Genomic DNA, 18,305 nt, shown 5'->3' on the forward strand with positions numbered 1-18,305 from the left:
GGTTTAGGATAATTGAACATCGGGCCCGCCCCCCGTCACGTACCCTCACCTGAACGCCTCGATGAACTTGTCCGGGAAGTGCTCGGTCATGATGCTGTGCTTGACGGCGTTTTCCCTGGCTTCCAGATGGCGGCTTCTCATCATGATGTCGTCCCAGATGGCTTTGGCGCGGTCGGGCATCTGGCTGAACAGGTAGGCGGCGGCGTAGCTGCGGATGCCGTCGTCGGGGTCGTCCAGCAGGGGCAGCATCTCCATGCGGCCGTCGGGCGGCACCGTGTCCAGGGTGCGGACGGCCACGCCCATCGCCTTCAGGTATTTCTTCATGGTGCGATGATGGTCCAGGAACGCGGCCTGGAAGTATTGGGTGGTGGCGGCGCGGAAATCGCCGATCAGGGTGGCCACGCGGGCCTGGTGTTCTTGCGGTGTCATCGTTTGGAACCCCTATAGGATCAAGCCCAGCTTCTTCATCACGTCGATGCCCGTCACCCGCTGCACCTCATAGGATGCCCCCTTCAGGGATTTGCGCAGGCTGATGACGGCGCCCTCATAGGCGGGGCCGTTGAAGACGGCGGTGATCTCCTCGTGCAGCACCCTGGGCAGGCGGACGATGTTCTCCACCGAATGGATCAGGTCCTGGGATATGTCCTGGCCGATGGCCGACTGTTCGACGATGTGGTGATAGTCGTAGCCGTCGCCGGCGCTGCCGAAGCGCTTTTCCAGGTCTTCCCGCGTCTGCGCCCCACCTTTCTTGAAGGCGCGGATGCTGGAGAAGAGTTCCTGTTCCGAACTCATCATCAATTCTTCCAAGGGCCGCAGGTCGGCCTCGACATACTCGAACGTCGCCCGGGCGGCGGCTTCGAATTCGGGCCGCAGGACGTAAGCGTCCTGGGCCAGTTCCGCCAGCAGGGCGGCGTCGGCGATCTCGCCCACGCCGGGGATGACGTTGCTGCCCAGTTCGGCGGCGATGCGGGCGCCCCGGCGCCAGGTCAGCACGCGGGTGGCGGTCTTGCGCAGGGCGCGGCGCACCAGGCTCTGGCTGGTCTTCTTCAGGCGTTCCAGCTTGGCGTCGTTGTCCGGCTTGGTTTCCGGCGCGTTGCCGACCAGGTCGGCGCCATCCTTGGGGCGGAATTCGCCCCCTTGGCCATCGGGCGCGCCCTCCGGCCAGCCCGGATGGTCGGGGTCGTCCACGGCGGCCTTGGCCACGGCGCTCTTGACCATACCGGACCCCATCCGGCGCAGGGCCTTGCGGGCCCGCACCTGGCTGATCGGGGGCAGGCGCAGGTACTGCGTGCCGATGACGGCCTGGGCCAGGTTGCCTTGGTTGAGCGCGCGGGCGATGGGCAGAAGACGCGCATACAGCTGCGCCACGTCGCCCCCGCCGATGACGGCGGTCAGCAAGGCGTCCAATGCCGCGCGGGGACGGGGCGACCAGCCCGCCGCCGTCCGCTGCAGCAAGCGGAACGGACCCCAGGCCGGACCCCGGGCGTCACAGCTGACCGCCAGCCAAGTCTCTGAATTCTTTCGGGCAAGGGGGTGGCCTTGCGTGGCGTCAAACGCCCCGGTCATTCCTTTCTCCATTCCCATGATGGCTGGAATGGATAGGAACATACAGGGAACATTTCGGCAATTGGAATCTCGCGCTTAGGGTGTTTTAAGTGCGGATATGATTCCTGTTTGGCCCATCGCCTTGGCGGGGGTCGGCCGCTTTCGCAGGCCCGGTTGTGGTCACGCCGCGCGGCCGCCCTATCTTGCTTCCGCCGGCGGCGGGCCGGCCCCCAAGACGGGAGAAGAACCCTGCGCAGCCTCGATTTCAGTTCCTGGCAGAATTTGTTGATGACCTTCATCGGCCTGGCGCTGGTCACGCTGATCGGCGTGGGTATCCGGCTGGTGATGATGTCCACCATCCAGCAGCGGCGCGAGCGGGCGAACCGCCAGATCAATGAACGTCTGCGCGTCCTGATCGCCGCCTACAAGACGCTGGGGGGATCGTTCACCGGCGACCTGACGGTGGATCCCACCCACCACCGCGACCTGCTGCGGCGGGAGGAGGAGGCCGCCTTGGCCGCACCCGCCCCCGGCCCCCTGGATTTGCAGCGCGAGGCCGCCATCGGCGGGTCCGACCGCGCCCGGCGCATCCGCGACGCGGTGGAGGCCGCCTTGTCCGATGTCATCCTGCTGGGCACGGAGGCGCATGTCCGGCTGGCGGACCAGGCGGCGCGCGACCTGGTGGCGGGCCGGCCCATCCACACGCAGGCCCTGGTGGTGGCGCTGCGCGATTTCATCCGCGCCGCCCTGGATTTGGACCCCATCCCCGCCGGCCTCGCCATTCCCATGCAGGGCCCGGCCCGCCCGGCGCCGGGCGGCAACAACCGTAAGGACAAGGACGACGGCCAGCGCGGGGACAAGGGCGGCGGCCAGGGCATGGGAATGGGCGGCGGGGGAGGCGGCGGGGGTGGCTTCAGCCTGACCGACGACGACGCCCACGCCGGCCATCATTCCTGAACCTCTTATCAAGGTCCCTCATGCGCCGGGCGCCAGCATCCGCTGGCTGGGCTTCCTCAGTTTTCAGTCCGCTACGCTTCCCAAAAACTTCCGGCGGCCCCGTCGGGGCCTACGGTGGCGTGCGTTGAAAACCCACGCCACCGCTGCCTATCACGCCAGGCTGTTGATCAGCCCGCCCTCCACCCGGATGGCCGCGCCATTAGTGGCGGCGGACAAGGGGCTGGCCAGATAGGCTACCAGGTTGGCGATCTCCTCCGCCTCGATCATGCGGCCCAGCAGGGAGCCGGAGCGGGGGCCGGTGAAGAATTCGGCCTCCGCCTGCTCCGCCGTGACGTCGGGGTGGCTGGCGACACTTTTCAGGAAGTCGACGATGCCTTCGGACCGGGTGGGGCCGGGCATGACGGAATTGACGGTGACGGCGGTGCCCCGGGTCAAGCCCGCCATGCCCCGCGCGATCGACAACTGCGCCGTCTTGGTCATGGCGTAGTGGATCATGGTGGGATCCACCGCCAGCCCGGTCTCGCTGGACACGAAGATGACGCGGCCGGCCTTGCGCGCCAGCATGCCGGGGAAGTAGTGGCGGCTGAGGCGCACGCCGCTCATCACGTTGACGTCGAAATATTTCTGCCAGTCGGCATCGCTGATCGCCGCGAACGGCCGGCTTTCATAGATGCCGAGGTTGTTGACCAGGATGTCGGCCGCCGGCACGCGGGCGAACAGCGCCTCCGCCCCGGCGGCGGTCGTCACGTCGGCGACCACGCCTTCCACTTCCGTCCCACCGGAATTCAGGATGCCGTCCACCGCCGCATCCACCTTGGCCTGGTCGCGGCCGATGATGACGACGTGCGCGCCCTCCTGCGCCAGCTTGCGCGCGATTTCCAGGCCGATGCCGGCGGTGGAACCGGAAACGATGGCCTTTTGGCCGATGATCTTGAGGTCCATGACAAGTCTCCTGAGTTGATGCCAGCGGCACGAGGTTCCGCTTCGTGCCGCTGTAGGCTGCGACCGCAGCCGCCGGAACTTTTCGGGGAGCGTTAGCGGACCGAAAAGTGAGGATCAGCCAAGCCAGCGGATGCTGGCGCCCGGCGTTTGAGGGGGCCTTTGATCGGTCACGATCGAAGGCCGCGCGTGCGACTAACGGGCCTGAAGGTATGGCTGGGGGGCCAGCACCACCATGGAGTAAGGTGGAACAGTATTTGTGACTGTGAGGAATAAGTGCCGCGCATCGTCATGGACCGGTCGGGGGAGATGGAGGTGTTCGCCCGGGTGGTGCGGGAGGGCGGCTTTTCGGCAGCCGCACGCAGCCTGGACCTGACCCCCTCGGCCATCAGCAAGCTGGTCGCCCGGCTGGAGGCGCGGCTGGGCGCCCGCCTGCTGGTGCGCACCACCCGCGCTCTGACCCTGACGGAGGAGGGGGCCGCCTATCACCAGGCTGCCCTTCGCATCCTGCAGGACATGGCGGCGGCGGAGCGCGTGGCGGCCGGCGGCGCCATCCGCGGCCGGCTGGTGATCAGCGCGTCATTGCCCTTCGGCCGCATGGTGGTGGCGCCGGCGGTGGCCACCTTCCTGGCCCGCCATCCGGACATGGTGATCGACCTCAGCCTGACGGATGAGATGGTGAACCTGGTGGCGCAGAAGGCGGACATCGCCATCCGCATGGGCGACCTGCCCGACAGCGCCCTGATGGCCCGCAAGCTGGGGCAAAGCCGCCGCGTGGTGTGTGCCGCCCCGGCCTATCTGGCGCGCAAGGGCGTGCCGGCGGCGCCGGCCGACCTGCGCCACCACGACTGCCTGGCCTTCACCTTCCGCCGTGCCGGTGCCGGCTGGCCGTTCAGCGTGGACGGCCGGGAAGAGACGCAGCCGGTGGCCGGTCCGCTGTCGGTCAACAATGGCGAGACCCTGCGCCAGATGGCGCTGGCCGGCGTCGGCATCGCCCGCCTGGGCTTGTTCCACGTGGCCGAGGACATCGCGCGGGGTGACCTGGTGCCCGTGCTGGAGGATCACAACCCCGGTGATCTGGAACAGGTGCACGCCGTCCACGTCGGCGGCGGGCCGGTGCCGACCCGGGTGCGCGCCTTCATCGACCATCTGGTGCGGGCGACGGCGGCCGCGCCCCATTTCGCGGCGTCTTGATCGAAAGTCCATCCTGCGCCTGTTCGCCGTTGCCGCCATGCTGCCGGAAACGGGAGGATGCGATGTTTCGATGGATGGCGGCGGGTCTACTGGCGGTCCTGCTGACGGCCGGCCCGGCCTGGGCGGCGACGGAACCCACCGCCGTGTTCGACGTGCAGTTCGTCAACACCTCCCCCGCCGAGACGACGGCGGAGGAGACGGCGCGGGTGGCGCGCCTGGGCGCCGACCTTCAGGCGGCCCTTGCCCAGTCGGGTCGTTACCGCATCGTCGATCTGGGCCCCTGGGCGGCCAAGCTGAAGGCCCAGCCGGCCCCGCGCGATTGCCCGCCCTGCGCCTTCGAGGTGGCGACCCAGGCGGGCGCCAAGGTGGCCGTCATCGCCTGGGTGCAGAAGGTCAGCAATTTGATCCTGAACCTGAACGTCAGCATCCGCGACGCCGGCACCGGCGCCCTGCTGAAGGGGGGCAGCGTCGACATCCGCGGCAACACCGACGTGTCCTGGAACCGGGGCCTGAAATTCCTGCTGGAGGAGCACGTGTTTAATGAATGATCCCACCAGCGTGAGGTTTCCTCACGCTGGTGTAGGACGCGACGGCGTCCGCCGGAAGTTTTTGGGGAGCGCAGCGGACTAAAAACTGAGGAAGCCCAAGCCGGCGGATGCCGGCGCCCGGCGCTTGAGGGGGTGTACGGAGACGGTTCCTAGACCGGCTGTTCGATGGACGCGGCCAGGCCGGTGAACAGCTTCGGCCCCGTTTCCGTCATGTGCCAGCAATCCTCCAGCCGGATGCCGAATTCGCCGGGGATGTAGATGCCGGGCTCGTCGGAGAAGCACATGCCGGGTTCCAGGGGCGTGTCGTCGCTCAACACCAGGTAGGGTGATTCATGTCCGTCCAGGCCGATGCCGTGGCCGGTGCGGTGTGACAGGCCGGGCAGGCGATAGCCGGGGCCCCAGCCTTCCCCCTCGTAATAGCGGCGCACGGCCTTGTCGATGTCGCCCACGCGGATGCCCAGCTTCGCGGTTTCCAGCGCCACCTCCTGCCCACGCTTCACCGTCGCCCACACCTTGCGCTGGCGGGCGCTGGGCTGGCCGTACACGAAGGTGCGCGAGATGTCGGACTGATAGCCGTGCACGGCGCAGCCGCAGTCCAGCAGGATGGTGGACCCGTCGCGCACCACCTGCGGCTGGATGGAGCCATGGGGATAGGCGCTGGCCTCGTTCAGCAACACCAGGGAGAATTCGGTGCGGCCGCCCAGCGCCTGCGTGGCGCCGTCCACCAGGCCCGCGATGTCGGCAGCACTCATGCCCGGCTGTATGCGGGTGTGGGTGTGGCGCAAGGCCGCCAGGGTGATGTCGTTCGCCACCTGCATCAGGGCCAGTTCTGCCGGCGACTTGTGCATGCGGCAGGCCCGCACCAGCGCGTCGCCGGAGATGATGTCGTAGTCGGGCGTCAACTGGCGGATGCCGTCGATGATGAAAAAGCGGGTGGTGGGTTCCACCGCCACCTTGCCCGTCCGGATGCCGCTGTCCTTCAGCGCCTGGACGATGCGCTGGAACGGGCTTTCGTGCTCATCCCAGGGGCGGACGTCGCCGTCCACCGCCAGGGTTTCGCGCACCGACGGTTCCTCGAACGCCGGGGTCACCACCACCACCTTGCCCTTGGCTGGGATCAGGGCGGCGGTGGTGCGTTCCGACCGGTGCCAGCGGATGCCGGTGAAATATTCCAGGCTGGACCCCGATTCGACCAGGAAGGCGGCGATGCCCTGGCGGCCCATCAGGTCCTGCAGCTTGGCCATGCGGGCCTGCCGCTCCGCCGCCGTGATGGGCTGGGCGTTGGCGGTCAGGGGTTTCAGGTCCGATGGCGTATCCGCGGCGGCACGGGCAAGCAGGGGGGCCGCGAAGGGGGCGACGGCGGCGGCGGACAGGAAAAGGCGGCGCGAGACCATGGTCGAAGTCTTCCCTGCGATTTTCGGGGCCGGTTCATCCGGCTGTCTGCCGTCCCGTCTATCACAAGAACACCGCCTTTTCGCGCCGATTTCAGGCGCTTGCCGCCGCCTCCGCCGCGCGCCGCGCCATGAAGGCCCGCAAGCCGTCCTCCATCTCGTCCCACACCCGGGCCAGGGCGGGGCTGGTGCGCAGGGTGTCGGCATAGCGCGCCACCGCCTTGTGGCGGTCCAGCAGTTCCGTGCGGCCGGAAAAGCCCATCAACCCTTGCAGGGTGTAGCGGATGGGCGTCAGCCAGGCGTCGGCGGTGGTGACCTGGTTGCCGAAGGCGTAGGTGCCGGCATGGGCGGCCAGCAGGGCGTCCAACTGCCCCAGCCCCGCATCCAGCTTGGCCAGTTGCGCGGTGATCGCCGCCTCATCCCGGTTCTTGGTGTCGAACAGGCCGAACAGCGGCCCCATCTCCCGCATCACATACTGGTCGGCCACGGCGGTGACCAGGCGCACCTGGGCACGGTCGCGTGGGCTCACGGGATGCAGCGGCACCTCGGGGAAGGCCTCTTCCAGATAGTCGACGATGACCGCCGATTCCGGCAGGCCGGTGCCGTCGTCCAGCATCAGCACGGGCACCCGCACCAGCGGGTTCAGGGCGCGGAATTCGGCGGAGGTGCGCCAGTCGGCCGGCGGCGCTACGATGTCGATGGCCAGGCCCTTGGCATGGATCGCCGCGCGCACCCGGGCGGCGTAGGGGGAAAGCGGCAGGGAATAGAGTTTCATGACCGTCCTCGGTGTCCAGAATGCGCGGCTGAGGCTGACGATAGGCGCCCTCCGCCCCGCCGGCTTGCAAAAACGCGACGGCCGTCCGGTGGCTGGATGGGGGAAAAACCCATGCGCCCGGTGACCGCCGCACCCAAGGGCGTGCTGGCGCCCGGTGCGGCGGCCCAGCGCTTCCGCCTGGGCCGTTACCTGCCCGCTGATGATCTGGCGCCGGTGGTGGAGCATTACTGGGTGGTCGCCTGGGATCTGGCGGGCCAGCCGCCCCATGTCCAGCGCACCTTGCCCTATCCGGCCGTGAACCTGGTGTTCGACCGGGGGCGCACCGCCATCTTCGGCCCCATGCGGGGCGTCTTCGCCTATGAACTTCAGGGCGTCGGCCGGGTGCTGGGCATCCGCTTCAGGCCCGCCGGTTTCCGGGCACTGTTGGGCGCACCCCTGTCCACCCTGGTCGATCGCGTGGAGCCTTTGACCCTTGTGCTGGGCGAGGCGGCCTCGGGTGCCGAGGAGGCCGTGCTGGCGGCGGAGGGCGACGAAGGCATGGTGGCGGTGGCGGAGCCGTTGATCCGGGGCGCCCTGGCCGAGCCGCCACCCATGGCGGGCGAGGTCAACCGCCTGGTGGCGCTGGTGGAGGCCGACCGCGACATCCTGCGGGTGGAGGATCTGGCAGCGCGTTCCGGCCTGGGCACCCGCGCCCTGCAACGGCTGTTCGCCGAGCTGGTGGGCGTCTCGCCCAAATGGGTCATCCGCCGCGCCCGCCTGCACGAGGCGGCGCACCAGCTGGGCCAGGGCCGGCCCGTGGACCTTACCACCCTGGCGCAGGATCTGGGGTATTTCGACCACGCCCACTTCACCCGTGACTTCAAGGCCGTGGTGGGGCAATCACCCTCCGACTATCGCGACGCCTGCGTTCCAAAAGATTAAGACCAGCGGCACGAAGTTTTGACTCGTGCGGCTGTAGGTCCCGACCGGGACCGCCGGAGCTTTCCGGGGAATGTAGTGGACTGGAAAGCGAGGATCAGCCAAGCCCGCGGATGCGGGCGCCCGGCGCGTGAGGGGGCCTTTGATCGGTCAAGATCAAAGGCCGCGCGGACAAGGATGGAAGACAGGAATGACCATGTGGGATCGATTGCGCTGGCTGGTGCCGGCGGCCCTGGCCTGGGTCGTGACCGACCAGGCGACCAAGGCCTGGCTGAAGCGGGCGCTGACCCCGGGCGTGGATCTGGTGGCGCTGAACGGCGCCATCCTGGTGACGCCCGTCTACAACCACGGCGCCTTCCTCAGCCTGGGGGCGGGCATGGGCGAGCATGCCCGTGGCCTGGTCTTCACCGTCGGCGTCGCCCTGGTGCTGCTGGCCCTGCTGGTGTGGAGCCTGCGGGCGCGGACGTTGACACGCCTGGAACTGCTGGGTGCCGGCAGTTTTCTGGGCGGCGGCCTGGGCAATCTGTGGGACCGCCTGGCGCAGGACGGCATGGTGTTCGATTTCCTGAACCTGGGCATCGGCCCGGTGCGCACCGGCATCTTCAACGTCGCCGACGTCGGCCTGATGGTGGGGGTGGCGCTGTTCGTCCTGGGCAGCCTGACGGGCTGCCGCCCGGCCGCCTCTTGATCGGGACAGCCTGAGGATGGGCAAGAAAACGGATCGCATCCTGGCGGTGGCCGACATGGCCGGCACCGTGCTGTTCGCGATGGAAGGGGCGATGGCCGCCTTGCGCGGCGGGCTGGACCTGTTCGGCGTGCTGGTGCTGTCGTTCGCCACGGCTCTGGGCGGTGGGGTTTTGCGCGACGTGCTGATCGGCGCCACCCCGCCGGCGGCAGTGCAGAACTGGCGCCTGCCGGCGGCAGCCTTCGCGGCCGGGGCCGCCACCTTCATCGGCCATGCCGCCATCGGCCACATCCCGCTGGGGGTCATGACCGCCCTGGATGCGGCCGGCCTGTCGCTGTTCGCCGTGGCCGGGACGGAAAAGGCGTTGGAACGCGGCATCCCGCCGTTCAGCGCCGTGCTGATGGGCACCATCACCGGGGTGGGCGGCGGCACCCTGCGCGATATCCTGCTGGCCCAGGTGCCGGCCATCCTGCGGGTGGACGTCTACGCCACCGCCGCCCTGTTCGGCTCCGCCGTCATGGTGACGCTGATCCGCCTGGGGGTGGCACCCAAATACGCCGCCTTGGCCGGCGGCGGCGCCTGCTTCGCGTTGCGCATGGTGGCCGTCTGGCGGCACTGGGGTCTGCCCACGGCGGCGGGTCTGGGGTCCTAGGGCTCCCTCAGGCGCCGGGCGCGGGCATCCGCCCGCTGGGCTAATCCTCGATTCCCAGTCCGCCTTCGGCTCCCCGGGAATCTCCGGCGGACGCCGTCGCGTCCTACAGCGACACGAGTAAGCTCTCGTGCCGCTGGCATTAGTTTGGCGTACCGGTGCCCTTGTCAGCATCCGAGCCCTTGTGCTTGTCCGCCTTCTGCGCGGCGATCAGGGCGTCGGCCGCCTCCTTGTCGATGGGCATCATGCGGTCGATCAGGCAGGTGGGCGACACCGGCATGCCCACCAAGGTCAGCGGGTCGGTGCGGCAGAACTCATCATTATAAGAGACGTGGGCGAATCCGTAGAAACCCAGGCCCACGCAGCGGTCGGTCAGATCGACGCGCAGGAACTTGCCGCGTTCCCGCAGCGTCACCAGGATGGTGCGGTCATTGATGACCTTGGTGTCCTTGATGTCCCGCATGGAGATGCACAGCGGCCCCCGGTCTTCCTTGGTGGGCTGGGCGGACGCCACGGCCGTGCCATCGGGGCCTGCCGCCTGATCCGGCTGGGCGGCGCATCCCGCCAGGAGGGCGGTGGCGAGGAATGCGGCAAGGGCGAGGGGGCGGGACATGGCGGCTCTCCGGCAGGGGCTTGGTCCATACGGTACGCCCCGAGTCGCATGCCCACAAGCGGATGGCGGCGCTGTGCCGCGCCCCCCGTATACGTGCGGCCTTCCACCCAGGCGGATAGGCCGATCGGCCCGGATAGGCTTCCGCCAGCAAGCCGTGCTAGCATCCAGGCGATGTACAATGACGTCGTCGACCTGCGCGAATTCTACGAAAGCAGCCTGGGCCAGGTGGTCCGCCGCTTGGTGCGCCGCCGCCTGCGTGAGCTGTGGCCCGACGTGCGCGGCCAGCGCGTTCTGGGAATCGGCTACGCGACACCCTTCCTGCGTCCCTTCCTGCCGGAGGCGGAACGGGTGATGGCGGTCATGCCCGCCGCCCAGGGGGTGGTGTTCTGGCCGCCCGAGGGACCGGGGCTGGTGACCCTGGGCGAAGAATCGGAACTGCCTTTTTCCAACATGTCGGTTGATCGCGTGCTGCTGGTCCATGGGCTGGAGTTCACCGAGCACCTGAAACCCATGATGCAGGAGATCTGGCGCGTGCTGGCCGGCGGCGGCCGCCTGATCGCCGTGGTGCCCAACCGCCGGGGCATCTGGGCCCGCACCGACCGCACGCCGTTCGGCCATGGCTCCCCCTTTTCCACCGGGCAATTGCGCCGCGTGCTGCGTGCCAACCTGTTCGTGCCGGAACGGGAGACGTCGGCGCTGTTCATGCCGCCCATGCGGTCGCGCTTCCTCATGGCCTCGGCCGGCGCCGTGGAAAACCTGGGCGCCCAATGGTTTCGCGCCTTCGCCGGCGTGCAGATCGTCGAAGCCAGCAAGCAGATCTACGCCACCACCTCCACCCGGGTGGTGGAGGCGCGGCGGCGCATGGCCCCGTCGGTGGCCCAGCCCGCCTTTTCCGGCCTGGCGGCGGAGCGGCGCATGTTGCCCCGGCTGGTGGCGCCGGGCGGTGGGGCCGGCGATCCCGAGGCCCAGCCCTGAGATTCCCGCAACCGTGCCGGGCGCGCGGGACTCGTATTGGGGGTGCTTGACAGGGCGGTGGTCGCCTGTATAGTGCGCGCTCTCTTAGAAACGGGTCCTGTGCTAGGTCCCGTCGTTCCGTTTTGCGTGGGCGCTGGTCACTCGTGCACCAGCCCCGGCCAGATCAGTGGTGGGCTAGAATGTTCGCAGTCATCCGCACCGGCGGTAAGCAGTACAAGGTCGCGGCCGGCGACGTCATTAAGGTCGAGAAGCTGGCGGGTGACGCCGGCGCCTCCCTGAAGCTGGACGAGGTCCTGCTGGTCAGCGATGCCGGCAGCACCACCGTCGGCACCCCGCTGGTGGCTGGCGCCGCCGTGACGGCGACCGTTGTGGCCCAGGCGCACGCCCCCCACATCATCGTCTTCAAGAAGAAGCGCCGTCAGAACTACCGCCGCAAGAACGGCCATCGTCAGGACCTGACGATCCTGCGCATCACCGACATCCAGGCCGGCGCCTAATCGGCAGCCCGCCCCCCTCGATTTAAGGAGTATTCGAGATGGCACATAAAAAGGCAGGCGGTAGCTCCCGCAACGGTCGTGACAGCGCCGGTCGTCGTCTGGGCGTGAAGGCCTTCGGCGGTGAAGCCGTCGTTTCCGGCAACATCATCGTCCGCCAGCGCGGCACGAAGTTCCACCCCGGCGCCAACGTCGGCCTGGGCAAGGACCACACCATCTTCGCGACCGCCGAAGGTTCGGTGAAGTTCCACACCGGCCGTCAGGGCCGCACCTACGTGTCCGTTGAACTGGCCCAGGCGCCGGTGGCCCTCGCCGCCGAGTAACCTGCCCGTTTCGGCACAGGTATCGAGTCTGATCGGGGGGACGGGTGACCGTCCCCCCGATTTGCATTTGCCGCGCTTCGCGCAAACGCCGCTTCTCTTTTTTGATAGGCCCCGACTGGGGCCGCCGGAGCGAGCACCGAAGGGCGGAGCGAGGAAGCCAAGCGGGCGGATGCCCGCGCCCGGCGATTGAGGGGGCCTTTGATCGATACCGATCAAAGGCCATTAATATAAGGCCCGCCCATCATGAAGTTCCTGGACCAGTGCAAGATCTACCTCAAGAGCGGTGACGGCGGCCCCGGCTGCGTCGGTTTCCGGCGTGAGAAGTTCATTGAGTTCGGCGGACCGGATGGCGGCAACGGCGGGCGTGGCGGCGACATCGTGATCGAGGCCGTGGACGGCCTGAACACGCTGATCGACTATCGCTACAAGCAGCACTTCAAGGCCCAGCGCGGCGGCCACGGCATGGGCCGCGACCGGTCCGGTGCCGCCGGTGAGCAGATGGTGCTGAAGGTCCCGGTCGGGACCCAGGTGCTGGATGACGACCAGGAAACCGTGCTGGCTGACATGATGGAGGTGGGCCAGCGCGTCGTCCTGCTGAAGGGCGGTGACGGCGGTTTCGGTAACGCCCACTTCAAGACCTCCACCAACCGTGCGCCGACCAAGTCCGGTCCCGGCTGGCCGGGGGAGGAGCGCTGGGTCTGGCTGCGCCTGAAGCTGATCGCCGACGTCGGCCTGGTGGGCCTGCCCAACGCCGGCAAGTCCACCTTCCTGGCCGCCGTGTCCCGCGCCCGGCCCAAGATCGCCGACTATCCCTTCACCACGCTGGTGCCCAACCTGGGCGTCGTGCGCGCGGGTGAGGAGGAGTTCGTGGTGGCCGACATTCCGGGCCTGATCGAGGGCGCGCACGAGGGCCACGGCCTGGGCGACCGCTTTCTGGGCCATGTGGAGCGCACCCGCGTGCTGCTGCACCTGGTGGACGGCACGCAGGAGGATGTGCAGAAGGCCTACCGCACCATCCGGCGTGAGCTGCGTGCCTATGGCGGCGGCCTGGCCGACAAGCCGGAGATCGTGGCCCTGAACAAGGTCGACGCCCTGACCGAGGAAGAGCTGGCGGAAAAGAAGCTGAAGCTGCGCCGGTCGGCCAAGAAGCCGGTGATGGTGCTGTCCGGTGCCACCGGCGAACATGTGCCCGACGTACTGTTCGCGCTTCTGGAGCAGATCAAGGCTGCGCGTCTTGGTGATGGCGAGGAAGCGCGCACCAAGGCATACAAGGCGCGGTACAATCCCCTGGATGACATTTCCCAGGCCGATAAAGGGACACGTTAGCAAATGACCGACGCCACCGCCCGCAAGGATGTTTCCCCAACCGGTGCGGTGGCGTTGTTAGATGTCCCGCCGGTGTTGGGTGCCCGGCGCCTGATCGTCAAGATCGGCTCCGCCCTGCTGGTGGATGGCGAGACCCACCAGATCCGCCGCGATTGGCTGGACGGCGTGTGCGACGACGTGGCGGCCCTGCGCCGCCGGGGCGTGGACGTGGTCATCGTCTCCTCCGGCGCGGTCGCCGTGGGGCGCGAACATCTGGGCCTGGTGGGCCGCCCGCTGAAGCTTGAGGAAAAGCAGGCCGCCGCCGCCACGGGGCAGATCCGCCTGGCCCACGCCTACCAGGAAACCCTGGCCCGCCACGACATCACCGTGGCCCAGGTGCTGCTGACCCTGGACGATACCGAGGACCGCCGTCGGCACCTGAACGGCCGCGCCACCATTGAAACCCTGCTGAAGCTGGGGGCGGTGCCCGTGATCAATGAGAATGACACGGTGGCCACGGCCGAGATCCGCTTCGGCGACAACGACCGCCTGGCCGCCCGCGTGGCGCAGATGATCAGCGCCGACACCCTGATCCTCATGTCCGACATCGATGGCCTGTACACCGCCGACCCGCGCAAGGACCCGGACGCCCGCCATCTGCCGGTGGTGACCGAGGTGACGGCGGAGATCGAGGACATGGCGGGGGAACCGCCCGCCGGTTACAGCAGCGGCGGCATGGTGACCAAGATCGCCGCCGCCCGCATCGCGCTGGCCGCCGGCTGCCGCATGGCCATCGTCTCCGGCAAGCGCGACAACCCGCTGGCGGCACTGGAGCGGCCGGTGGCGGAGGGAGGGGCGCTGTGCACCTGGTTCCTGCCGGCCGCCGAACCCCAGACGGCGCGCAAGCGCTGGATCGCCGGTTCCCTGAAGCCGGCCGGCACCCTGGTGGTGGATGATGGTGCCGCCCAGGCGCTGGCCCGCGGTGGCAGCCTGCTGCCCGCCGGCGTGCGTGAGGTGGACGGGACGTTCGAGCGGGGTGACCTGGTGGCGGTGCGCACCCTGGCCGGCCGCGTCATCGCCCGCGGCCTGGTGGCCTATTCCTCAGATGACGCCCGCCGCATCCAGGGCCGCCGCAGTGCGGAGATCGAGGCCAGCCTGGGCTGGCGCGGCCGGGACGAGATGATCCACCGGGATGACCTGGCGTTAGGATGAAAGCCGGTACAGGCCGGCCGTCTCGGCGGACCTGCAATTCTCTTCCATTCTCTTGTGGAATTTCTCTTTCCTCAGCGCCTCGAAGAAGATGCCGGCCAGCTGTTCATCCCCCAGGTTTTCCGCAACCTTCCGGATGAACGGTTTCTTGGTCGTCTTTGACATTTCCGTGAGTTCGTCAAGGCTGAGCATGGCGGGCCTGGACGCGCCGGACACCCATTTCGCCGCCGTGCTGTCGCCTTGCGCGCAACTGGCGGCGTGCGGCGAATTCAGAAGCATGGTCTGAAAGAAGGCCTCGTCAGCCATGTTGGACTTTCGCAGTCTGGTCGCGATGGCCGAGTGCATGTTTTCGACCACGAATTCAACATGGGGCCGGGCGATCGTGCACCATTGCGAGCCCTTGAAATAAGAGAACTCAACCGGCCCCAGTTTGTCCGCCTTTCTCATGCCGGCGCCGGGAATTTCCACATATTCCCATTCGATCCGGTCATAGGTGCCGGCGAGCCATTTCGGACAGTCGGCTCCACTTATCCTGTCCCAGGACAGGATGCTCTTGCCCGCTGGTGCCCAACGCCTGATCTGTTCAGCGGTTTGAACCGGCAGATGGGTGGCGGACAGAATGACGGCGTGGCTCCACACCGGATGAAGCCGAAGCCCCAGCGCCATCATGTCCAATGTCGCGTCAACCAGGCTTACGCCACCCCAAGAGCATGTGCGTGTCGAAATGACGGAGACGTTCTTGAGGGACTCAACCAGATGCGACACGCCGATAAGCGTTGATGATTTCGCGCGTCGGTCGATATGGATAATAAAATAATCGTCTTCGTTGTATAGGGTGCGCAAAAGCCGCCCCAGCTGCTGCAGCTCCGCATGCACCAATATGTTGTATAATAAAGGCATTTGGGCTCGCGGCGACCGGGAGTCGGCAGGGATTAATCCGACGGTACTACATATATAGTAATAGTTCGGAGAATCATCCTATTCCAATAGCCATAACCGACGCGCGGCTACGTGCCGCATCGAATGATGCGACGGGTTTGGCCAAGGCATGCGTAGCCAGCGTGGGCGCGCCTGCTAAGGCGGCCACGGGCGCTGTCCCCCGAGTCGATTCCTTACCTGGACCCTAACGCACCCGGCAATTCACGTAAGGATGAAAGCTCGATATAGGGGTGGGCGATGGGGCCGGACACCATCTCGTGGGCCCAGGTGGTGTGATAGGGCACATGGAAACCCCGGCCGCCCAGGGCCGCCACCGGCAGCACGTCGGATTTCAGCGAATTGCCGGCCATGGCGAAATCGGCGGCATCCACGCCGTGGCGGTCCAGCAGGCGGCGGTAGGTGGCGTCGTCCTTTTCCGACACGATCTCGATGCGGTGGAACAGATCGGCCAGGCCGGAGCGGGCGATCTTGCTTTCCTGGTCGAACAGGTCGCCCTTGGTGATCAGCCAGATCTCGTGGTCACGCTCGCGCAGGGTCTCGATAACCTCCGCCGCACCGTCGATCAGGTCCACCGGGTGGGCCAGCATGGCGCGGCCGCGGCCCATCAGCGTCTGGATGGCGTCGCCGGGGATGCGGCCGCCGGTCAGTTCCAGCGCCGTCTCGATCATCGACAGGGTGAAGCCCTTGATGCCGTAGCCGTAGGCCGCCAGGTTGCGCCGTTCCACCAACAGCAGGCGGTCATCGATGGTGGCGGGATCCAGATCGCTGTGGCGCAGCAGCAGGTCGCGGAACTCGCCGTACGAGGTCGAGAACATGGCCTCGTTGTGCCAAAGGGTGTCGTCGCCATCCAGGGCGATGACGCGTGGCGGCAGAGGTCTGGACATGGGGAAACAAACTCCAAAGGAACGTCAGGCGGCCCGGTCGCTGGTGGCCGCCGCTGTAGGGGGTGACGATACCCCCGCCGCACGCATCAAGGCCAGGCACAGCAGCGATGCGGTCAGGCCGCAGGCGGCGGCGCTGGGCCAGCCCCAATGACCGGCGCAGGCCGCGAACAGCGGCGGGCCGATCAGGGATCCGCTGGCGCCGAACTGGGTTAGCAGGCCGTTGGCCGCCGGCAGGCCCCGGTCGCTGCCGGCCACCGCTGGCAGCATGGCGAAGGCCAGGCCGGGATAGACACCGGACAGGGCGTTCAGGCCGATGACCACGCCGGCGGCGGTGGCCAGGTCCGGGCCGGGCGTGAACACCAGGAACAGCAGGGCGGCCGGCAGCACGATGCTGAGCGCCATCAGGGCGAATGAGGTGCTGCGCGCCAGGTCCCGCCCGTGGTTGCGGTGATTCCACCATCCCGCCACCACGCTGCCCGCCACGGTGGCGAATGAGGCGATGCCGGTGACCAGGCCGGCGGTGTCCGCATTGGCGCCGGCCCGGTCCACCAGGAAGGTGGGTAGCATGCCCAGCAGCCCGACCTCGAACGTGGTGTAGCAGCCGAAGCCCACCGCCAGCGCCCAGGCCCGCCGCGTGGCGCCGGCCTTGCCGGCGGCCGTGTCGCGCACGCGTGCCCCCACGCTGGCGGTCATGGGCCAGGACAGCGCCAGCGCGCCCGCCGCCGTCACCCCGCCCCCCAACAGGGCCACGCGCCAGGACCAGGCCGCCGCCGCCCAGCCGGACGCGATGGCGCCCAGGGCCAGGCCCACGGGCACGAAACTGCTCCACAACGCCAGTGCCACGCCGCGCTGGCGCGGACTTGCCACCTCCAGGATCAGCATGGGGGCGGCGATGACGGTGGCGAGGTAGCCCGCACTTTCCAGCACGCGCCAGGCGATCAGGTCGCCGGGGCCCCGCGCCAGGCTTTCGCCCACCCCGCCCACGGCCAGCAGGGCGGTGCCGGCCAGCAGCGCCGGGCGCCGGCCGACCCGCTGGATGATGCCGCCGGCGATGCGGCCGAACCCGGCCCCGCCGATCTCCAGCAGGGAGATCACCAGGGCCGCCACGGTCAGGCTGAGCGTCAGGTCGCGCGCGATCAGGGGGATCAGCGCCGACATCTTGCCCAACTGGGCGGCGGCGATGACGCCGACGAAATAGAACCAGACGATCTTGAGCCAGCTTCTGTCCATGACGCCCTCGATACCGCGGAAGTGCGTCCCTTATGTGCCACGATGGCGGGCGGGGGGCCGCGCATAAGATATGCGTGGACAGGTGGGGCCGGCCCCCTAATCCCGGCGCAGCAGGAACACGCCTTGCTCGCCCGACCAGTTGGCGCGCCAGGTGGTGGCGTCGCTGGTCAACTGGTGGCCGGTATGGTCCAGGATGGCGCTGCGCTCCACCATGATGCCCAGATCGGCGCACAGGGCCGTGAAGTCGGCGATGGTGCAGAAGTGGATGTTGGGCGTTTCCCACCACTGGAAGCCCAGCCGGTCGGTCACCGGCATGCGGCCCGTCAGCAGCAGGGCCAGTCGCACCCGCCAATAGCCGAAATTGGGGAAGGAGACGATGACCCGCCGGCCGATGCGCAGCATCTCCAGCAGCACGCCGCGAGGGTCGCGGGTGGCCTGCAGGGTCTGCGACAGGATGACGAAGTCGAAGGCGTCGCTGGGATAATCCTTCAGGTCGATGTCGGCGTCACCCTGGATGACGGACAGGCCGCGCGACACGCAGGCGCGCACGCCGTCCATGCCCAGTTCCATGCCCCGGCCGTCCACGCCCTTCTCCCGGGTCAGCAGGTCCAGCAGGGCGCCGTCGCCGCAGCCGACGTCCAGCACGCGGGCGCCGGCGCCGACCATGTCGGCGATGCGGCGCAGATCGCCACGGATGTCGGTGCGGGGCGGGATGATGGTCGCGTCCATGAG

General features: G+C 68.2%; 21 protein-coding genes. 11 read left to right on the forward strand and 10 right to left on the reverse strand.

Going from position 1 to position 18,305, the window contains the following annotated elements; all coding sequences use genetic code 11:
• Positions 1 to 45 precede the first annotated feature (45 nt).
• Together PW843_22965 and PW843_22970 are read right to left on the reverse strand one after the other, a co-directional pair.
• Positions 46 to 429 carry a hypothetical protein gene (locus PW843_22965; GenBank protein ID MDE1149426.1) on the reverse strand — a complete coding sequence of 128 codons (384 nt, stop codon included), beginning with the start codon at positions 427 to 429 and terminating at the stop codon, positions 46 to 48.
• Positions 430 to 441: 12 nt separating this feature from the next.
• On the reverse strand, positions 442 to 1,455 hold the full coding sequence (locus PW843_22970) for a hypothetical protein (GenBank protein ID MDE1149427.1): 1,014 nt from the start codon (positions 1,453 to 1,455) through the stop codon (positions 442 to 444).
• Positions 1,456 to 1,794: 339 nt separating this feature from the next.
• On the opposite strand from PW843_22970, the gene PW843_22975 reads away from it, so the two are divergent.
• Positions 1,795 to 2,502, forward strand: a complete 708-nt coding sequence (locus PW843_22975) for a hypothetical protein (protein ID MDE1149428.1) — start codon at positions 1,795 to 1,797, stop codon at positions 2,500 to 2,502.
• Positions 2,503 to 2,652: 150 nt separating this feature from the next.
• Here the strand turns inward: PW843_22975 and PW843_22980 are convergent, their stop codons facing one another.
• Positions 2,653 to 3,444, reverse strand: a complete 792-nt coding sequence (locus PW843_22980; protein ID MDE1149429.1) for an SDR family NAD(P)-dependent oxidoreductase — start codon at positions 3,442 to 3,444, stop codon at positions 2,653 to 2,655.
• A 273-nt stretch (positions 3,445 to 3,717) separates the two neighbouring features.
• On the opposite strand from PW843_22980, the gene PW843_22985 reads away from it, so the two are divergent.
• Both PW843_22985 and PW843_22990 read left to right on the forward strand, forming a co-directional pair.
• The gene (locus tag PW843_22985; protein MDE1149430.1) at positions 3,718 to 4,635 is read left to right on the forward strand and encodes a LysR family transcriptional regulator; all 918 of its coding nucleotides are present in this window, start codon (positions 3,718 to 3,720) and stop codon (positions 4,633 to 4,635) included.
• A 74-nt stretch (positions 4,636 to 4,709) separates the two neighbouring features.
• Positions 4,710 to 5,183: a DUF3280 domain-containing protein gene (locus PW843_22990; GenBank protein ID MDE1149431.1), complete on the forward strand. Its 474-nt coding sequence runs from the start codon at positions 4,710 to 4,712 to the stop codon at positions 5,181 to 5,183.
• A 149-nt stretch (positions 5,184 to 5,332) separates the two neighbouring features.
• On the opposite strand, the gene PW843_22995 is transcribed toward PW843_22990, so the two are convergent.
• Positions 5,333 to 6,577 carry a Xaa-Pro peptidase family protein gene (locus PW843_22995; GenBank protein ID MDE1149432.1) on the reverse strand — a complete coding sequence of 415 codons (1,245 nt, stop codon included), beginning with the start codon at positions 6,575 to 6,577 and terminating at the stop codon, positions 5,333 to 5,335.
• A 91-nt stretch (positions 6,578 to 6,668) separates the two neighbouring features.
• Positions 6,669 to 7,349: a glutathione S-transferase family protein gene (locus PW843_23000; GenBank protein ID MDE1149433.1), complete on the reverse strand. Its 681-nt coding sequence runs from the start codon at positions 7,347 to 7,349 to the stop codon at positions 6,669 to 6,671.
• Between the two features lie 111 nt (positions 7,350 to 7,460).
• On the opposite strand from PW843_23000, the gene PW843_23005 reads away from it, so the two are divergent.
• The 3 genes from PW843_23005 to PW843_23015 all read left to right on the forward strand — a co-directional run bounded on the left by PW843_23005 (position 7,461) and on the right by PW843_23015 (position 9,604).
• Complete coding sequence (locus PW843_23005; protein MDE1149434.1) at positions 7,461 to 8,270, forward strand: helix-turn-helix domain-containing protein; 810 nt, start codon at positions 7,461 to 7,463, stop codon at positions 8,268 to 8,270.
• Positions 8,271 to 8,457: 187 nt separating this feature from the next.
• Positions 8,458 to 8,955 (forward strand): signal peptidase II, encoded by a 498-nt coding sequence (lspA, locus tag PW843_23010; GenBank protein MDE1149435.1) that lies wholly within the window; start codon positions 8,458 to 8,460, stop codon positions 8,953 to 8,955.
• Positions 8,956 to 8,971: 16 nt separating this feature from the next.
• Positions 8,972 to 9,604, forward strand: a complete 633-nt coding sequence (locus PW843_23015) for a TRIC cation channel family protein (GenBank protein MDE1149436.1) — start codon at positions 8,972 to 8,974, stop codon at positions 9,602 to 9,604.
• 139 nt (positions 9,605 to 9,743) lie between these two features.
• Here the strand turns inward: PW843_23015 and PW843_23020 are convergent, their stop codons facing one another.
• The gene (locus tag PW843_23020; GenBank protein ID MDE1149437.1) at positions 9,744 to 10,214 is read right to left on the reverse strand and encodes a DUF6491 family protein; all 471 of its coding nucleotides are present in this window, start codon (positions 10,212 to 10,214) and stop codon (positions 9,744 to 9,746) included.
• 171 nt (positions 10,215 to 10,385) lie between these two features.
• On the opposite strand from PW843_23020, the gene PW843_23025 reads away from it, so the two are divergent.
• From PW843_23025 to proB, 5 genes are all read left to right on the forward strand, one after another.
• A complete protein-coding gene (locus tag PW843_23025; GenBank protein ID MDE1149438.1) occupies positions 10,386 to 11,189 on the forward strand; it encodes a methyltransferase domain-containing protein in 804 nt (267 codons plus the stop codon).
• Between the two features lie 179 nt (positions 11,190 to 11,368).
• Complete coding sequence (gene rplU / locus PW843_23030; protein MDE1149439.1) at positions 11,369 to 11,686, forward strand: 50S ribosomal protein L21; 318 nt, start codon at positions 11,369 to 11,371, stop codon at positions 11,684 to 11,686.
• Positions 11,687 to 11,724: 38 nt separating this feature from the next.
• Positions 11,725 to 12,006, forward strand: coding sequence for a 50S ribosomal protein L27 (gene rpmA / locus PW843_23035; protein ID MDE1149440.1), 282 nt, complete (start codon positions 11,725 to 11,727; stop codon positions 12,004 to 12,006).
• Positions 12,007 to 12,249: 243 nt separating this feature from the next.
• Entirely contained in the window at positions 12,250 to 13,332 is a 1,083-nt protein-coding gene (obgE, locus tag PW843_23040) for a GTPase ObgE (GenBank protein ID MDE1149441.1), read from the forward strand.
• A gap of 3 nt (positions 13,333 to 13,335) precedes the next feature.
• Positions 13,336 to 14,523, forward strand: a complete 1,188-nt coding sequence (proB, locus tag PW843_23045; GenBank protein ID MDE1149442.1) for a glutamate 5-kinase — start codon at positions 13,336 to 13,338, stop codon at positions 14,521 to 14,523.
• Here the strand turns inward: proB and PW843_23050 are convergent.
• The 4 genes from PW843_23050 to metW all read right to left on the reverse strand — a co-directional run bounded on the left by PW843_23050 (position 14,515) and on the right by metW (position 18,302).
• A complete protein-coding gene (locus PW843_23050) occupies positions 14,515 to 15,396 on the reverse strand; it encodes a beta-1,6-N-acetylglucosaminyltransferase (protein ID MDE1149443.1) in 882 nt (293 codons plus the stop codon). The genes proB and PW843_23050 overlap by 9 nt on opposite strands.
• 236 nt (positions 15,397 to 15,632) lie before the next feature.
• A complete protein-coding gene (locus PW843_23055) occupies positions 15,633 to 16,343 on the reverse strand; it encodes an HAD family hydrolase (GenBank protein MDE1149444.1) in 711 nt (236 codons plus the stop codon).
• 24 nt (positions 16,344 to 16,367) lie between these two features.
• Positions 16,368 to 17,573: an MFS transporter gene (locus tag PW843_23060; protein MDE1149445.1), complete on the reverse strand. Its 1,206-nt coding sequence runs from the start codon at positions 17,571 to 17,573 to the stop codon at positions 16,368 to 16,370.
• 96 nt (positions 17,574 to 17,669) lie between these two features.
• Positions 17,670 to 18,302, reverse strand: a complete 633-nt coding sequence (metW, locus tag PW843_23065; GenBank protein ID MDE1149446.1) for a methionine biosynthesis protein MetW — start codon at positions 18,300 to 18,302, stop codon at positions 17,670 to 17,672.
• Between the last annotated feature and the right edge of the window lie 3 nt (positions 18,303 to 18,305).

The organism is Azospirillaceae bacterium (assembly GCA_028283825.1).
In the GTDB taxonomy this organism is placed as follows: domain Bacteria; phylum Pseudomonadota; class Alphaproteobacteria; order Azospirillales; family Azospirillaceae; genus Nitrospirillum.

Excerpts from the sequence above, each read along its gene's own strand:
- proB (MDE1149442.1), top strand. The coding sequence starts at position 13,336 with ATGACCGACGCCACCGCCCGCAAGGATGTTTCCCCAACCGGTGCGGTG.
- rpmA (MDE1149440.1), top strand. The coding sequence starts at position 11,725 with ATGGCACATAAAAAGGCAGGCGGTAGCTCCCGCAACGGTCGTGACAGC.
- PW843_23025 (MDE1149438.1), top strand. The coding sequence starts at position 10,386 with ATGTACAATGACGTCGTCGACCTGCGCGAATTCTACGAAAGCAGCCTG.
- lspA (MDE1149435.1), top strand. The coding sequence starts at position 8,458 with ATGACCATGTGGGATCGATTGCGCTGGCTGGTGCCGGCGGCCCTGGCC.
- obgE (MDE1149441.1), top strand. The coding sequence starts at position 12,250 with ATGAAGTTCCTGGACCAGTGCAAGATCTACCTCAAGAGCGGTGACGGC.
- PW843_22995 (MDE1149432.1), bottom strand. The coding sequence starts at position 6,577 with ATGGTCTCGCGCCGCCTTTTCCTGTCCGCCGCCGCCGTCGCCCCCTTC.
- PW843_22980 (MDE1149429.1), bottom strand. The coding sequence starts at position 3,444 with ATGGACCTCAAGATCATCGGCCAAAAGGCCATCGTTTCCGGTTCCACC.
- PW843_23020 (MDE1149437.1), bottom strand. The coding sequence starts at position 10,214 with ATGTCCCGCCCCCTCGCCCTTGCCGCATTCCTCGCCACCGCCCTCCTG.
- PW843_23005 (MDE1149434.1), top strand. The coding sequence starts at position 7,461 with ATGCGCCCGGTGACCGCCGCACCCAAGGGCGTGCTGGCGCCCGGTGCG.
- PW843_22990 (MDE1149431.1), top strand. The coding sequence starts at position 4,710 with ATGGCGGCGGGTCTACTGGCGGTCCTGCTGACGGCCGGCCCGGCCTGG.
- PW843_22965 (MDE1149426.1), bottom strand. The coding sequence starts at position 429 with ATGACACCGCAAGAACACCAGGCCCGCGTGGCCACCCTGATCGGCGAT.
- rplU (MDE1149439.1), top strand. The coding sequence starts at position 11,369 with ATGTTCGCAGTCATCCGCACCGGCGGTAAGCAGTACAAGGTCGCGGCC.
- PW843_23055 (MDE1149444.1), bottom strand. The coding sequence starts at position 16,343 with ATGTCCAGACCTCTGCCGCCACGCGTCATCGCCCTGGATGGCGACGAC.
- PW843_23060 (MDE1149445.1), bottom strand. The coding sequence starts at position 17,573 with ATGGACAGAAGCTGGCTCAAGATCGTCTGGTTCTATTTCGTCGGCGTC.
- PW843_23015 (MDE1149436.1), top strand. The coding sequence starts at position 8,972 with ATGGGCAAGAAAACGGATCGCATCCTGGCGGTGGCCGACATGGCCGGC.
- metW (MDE1149446.1), bottom strand. The coding sequence starts at position 18,302 with ATGGACGCGACCATCATCCCGCCCCGCACCGACATCCGTGGCGATCTG.
- PW843_23000 (MDE1149433.1), bottom strand. The coding sequence starts at position 7,349 with ATGAAACTCTATTCCCTGCCGCTTTCCCCCTACGCCGCCCGGGTGCGC.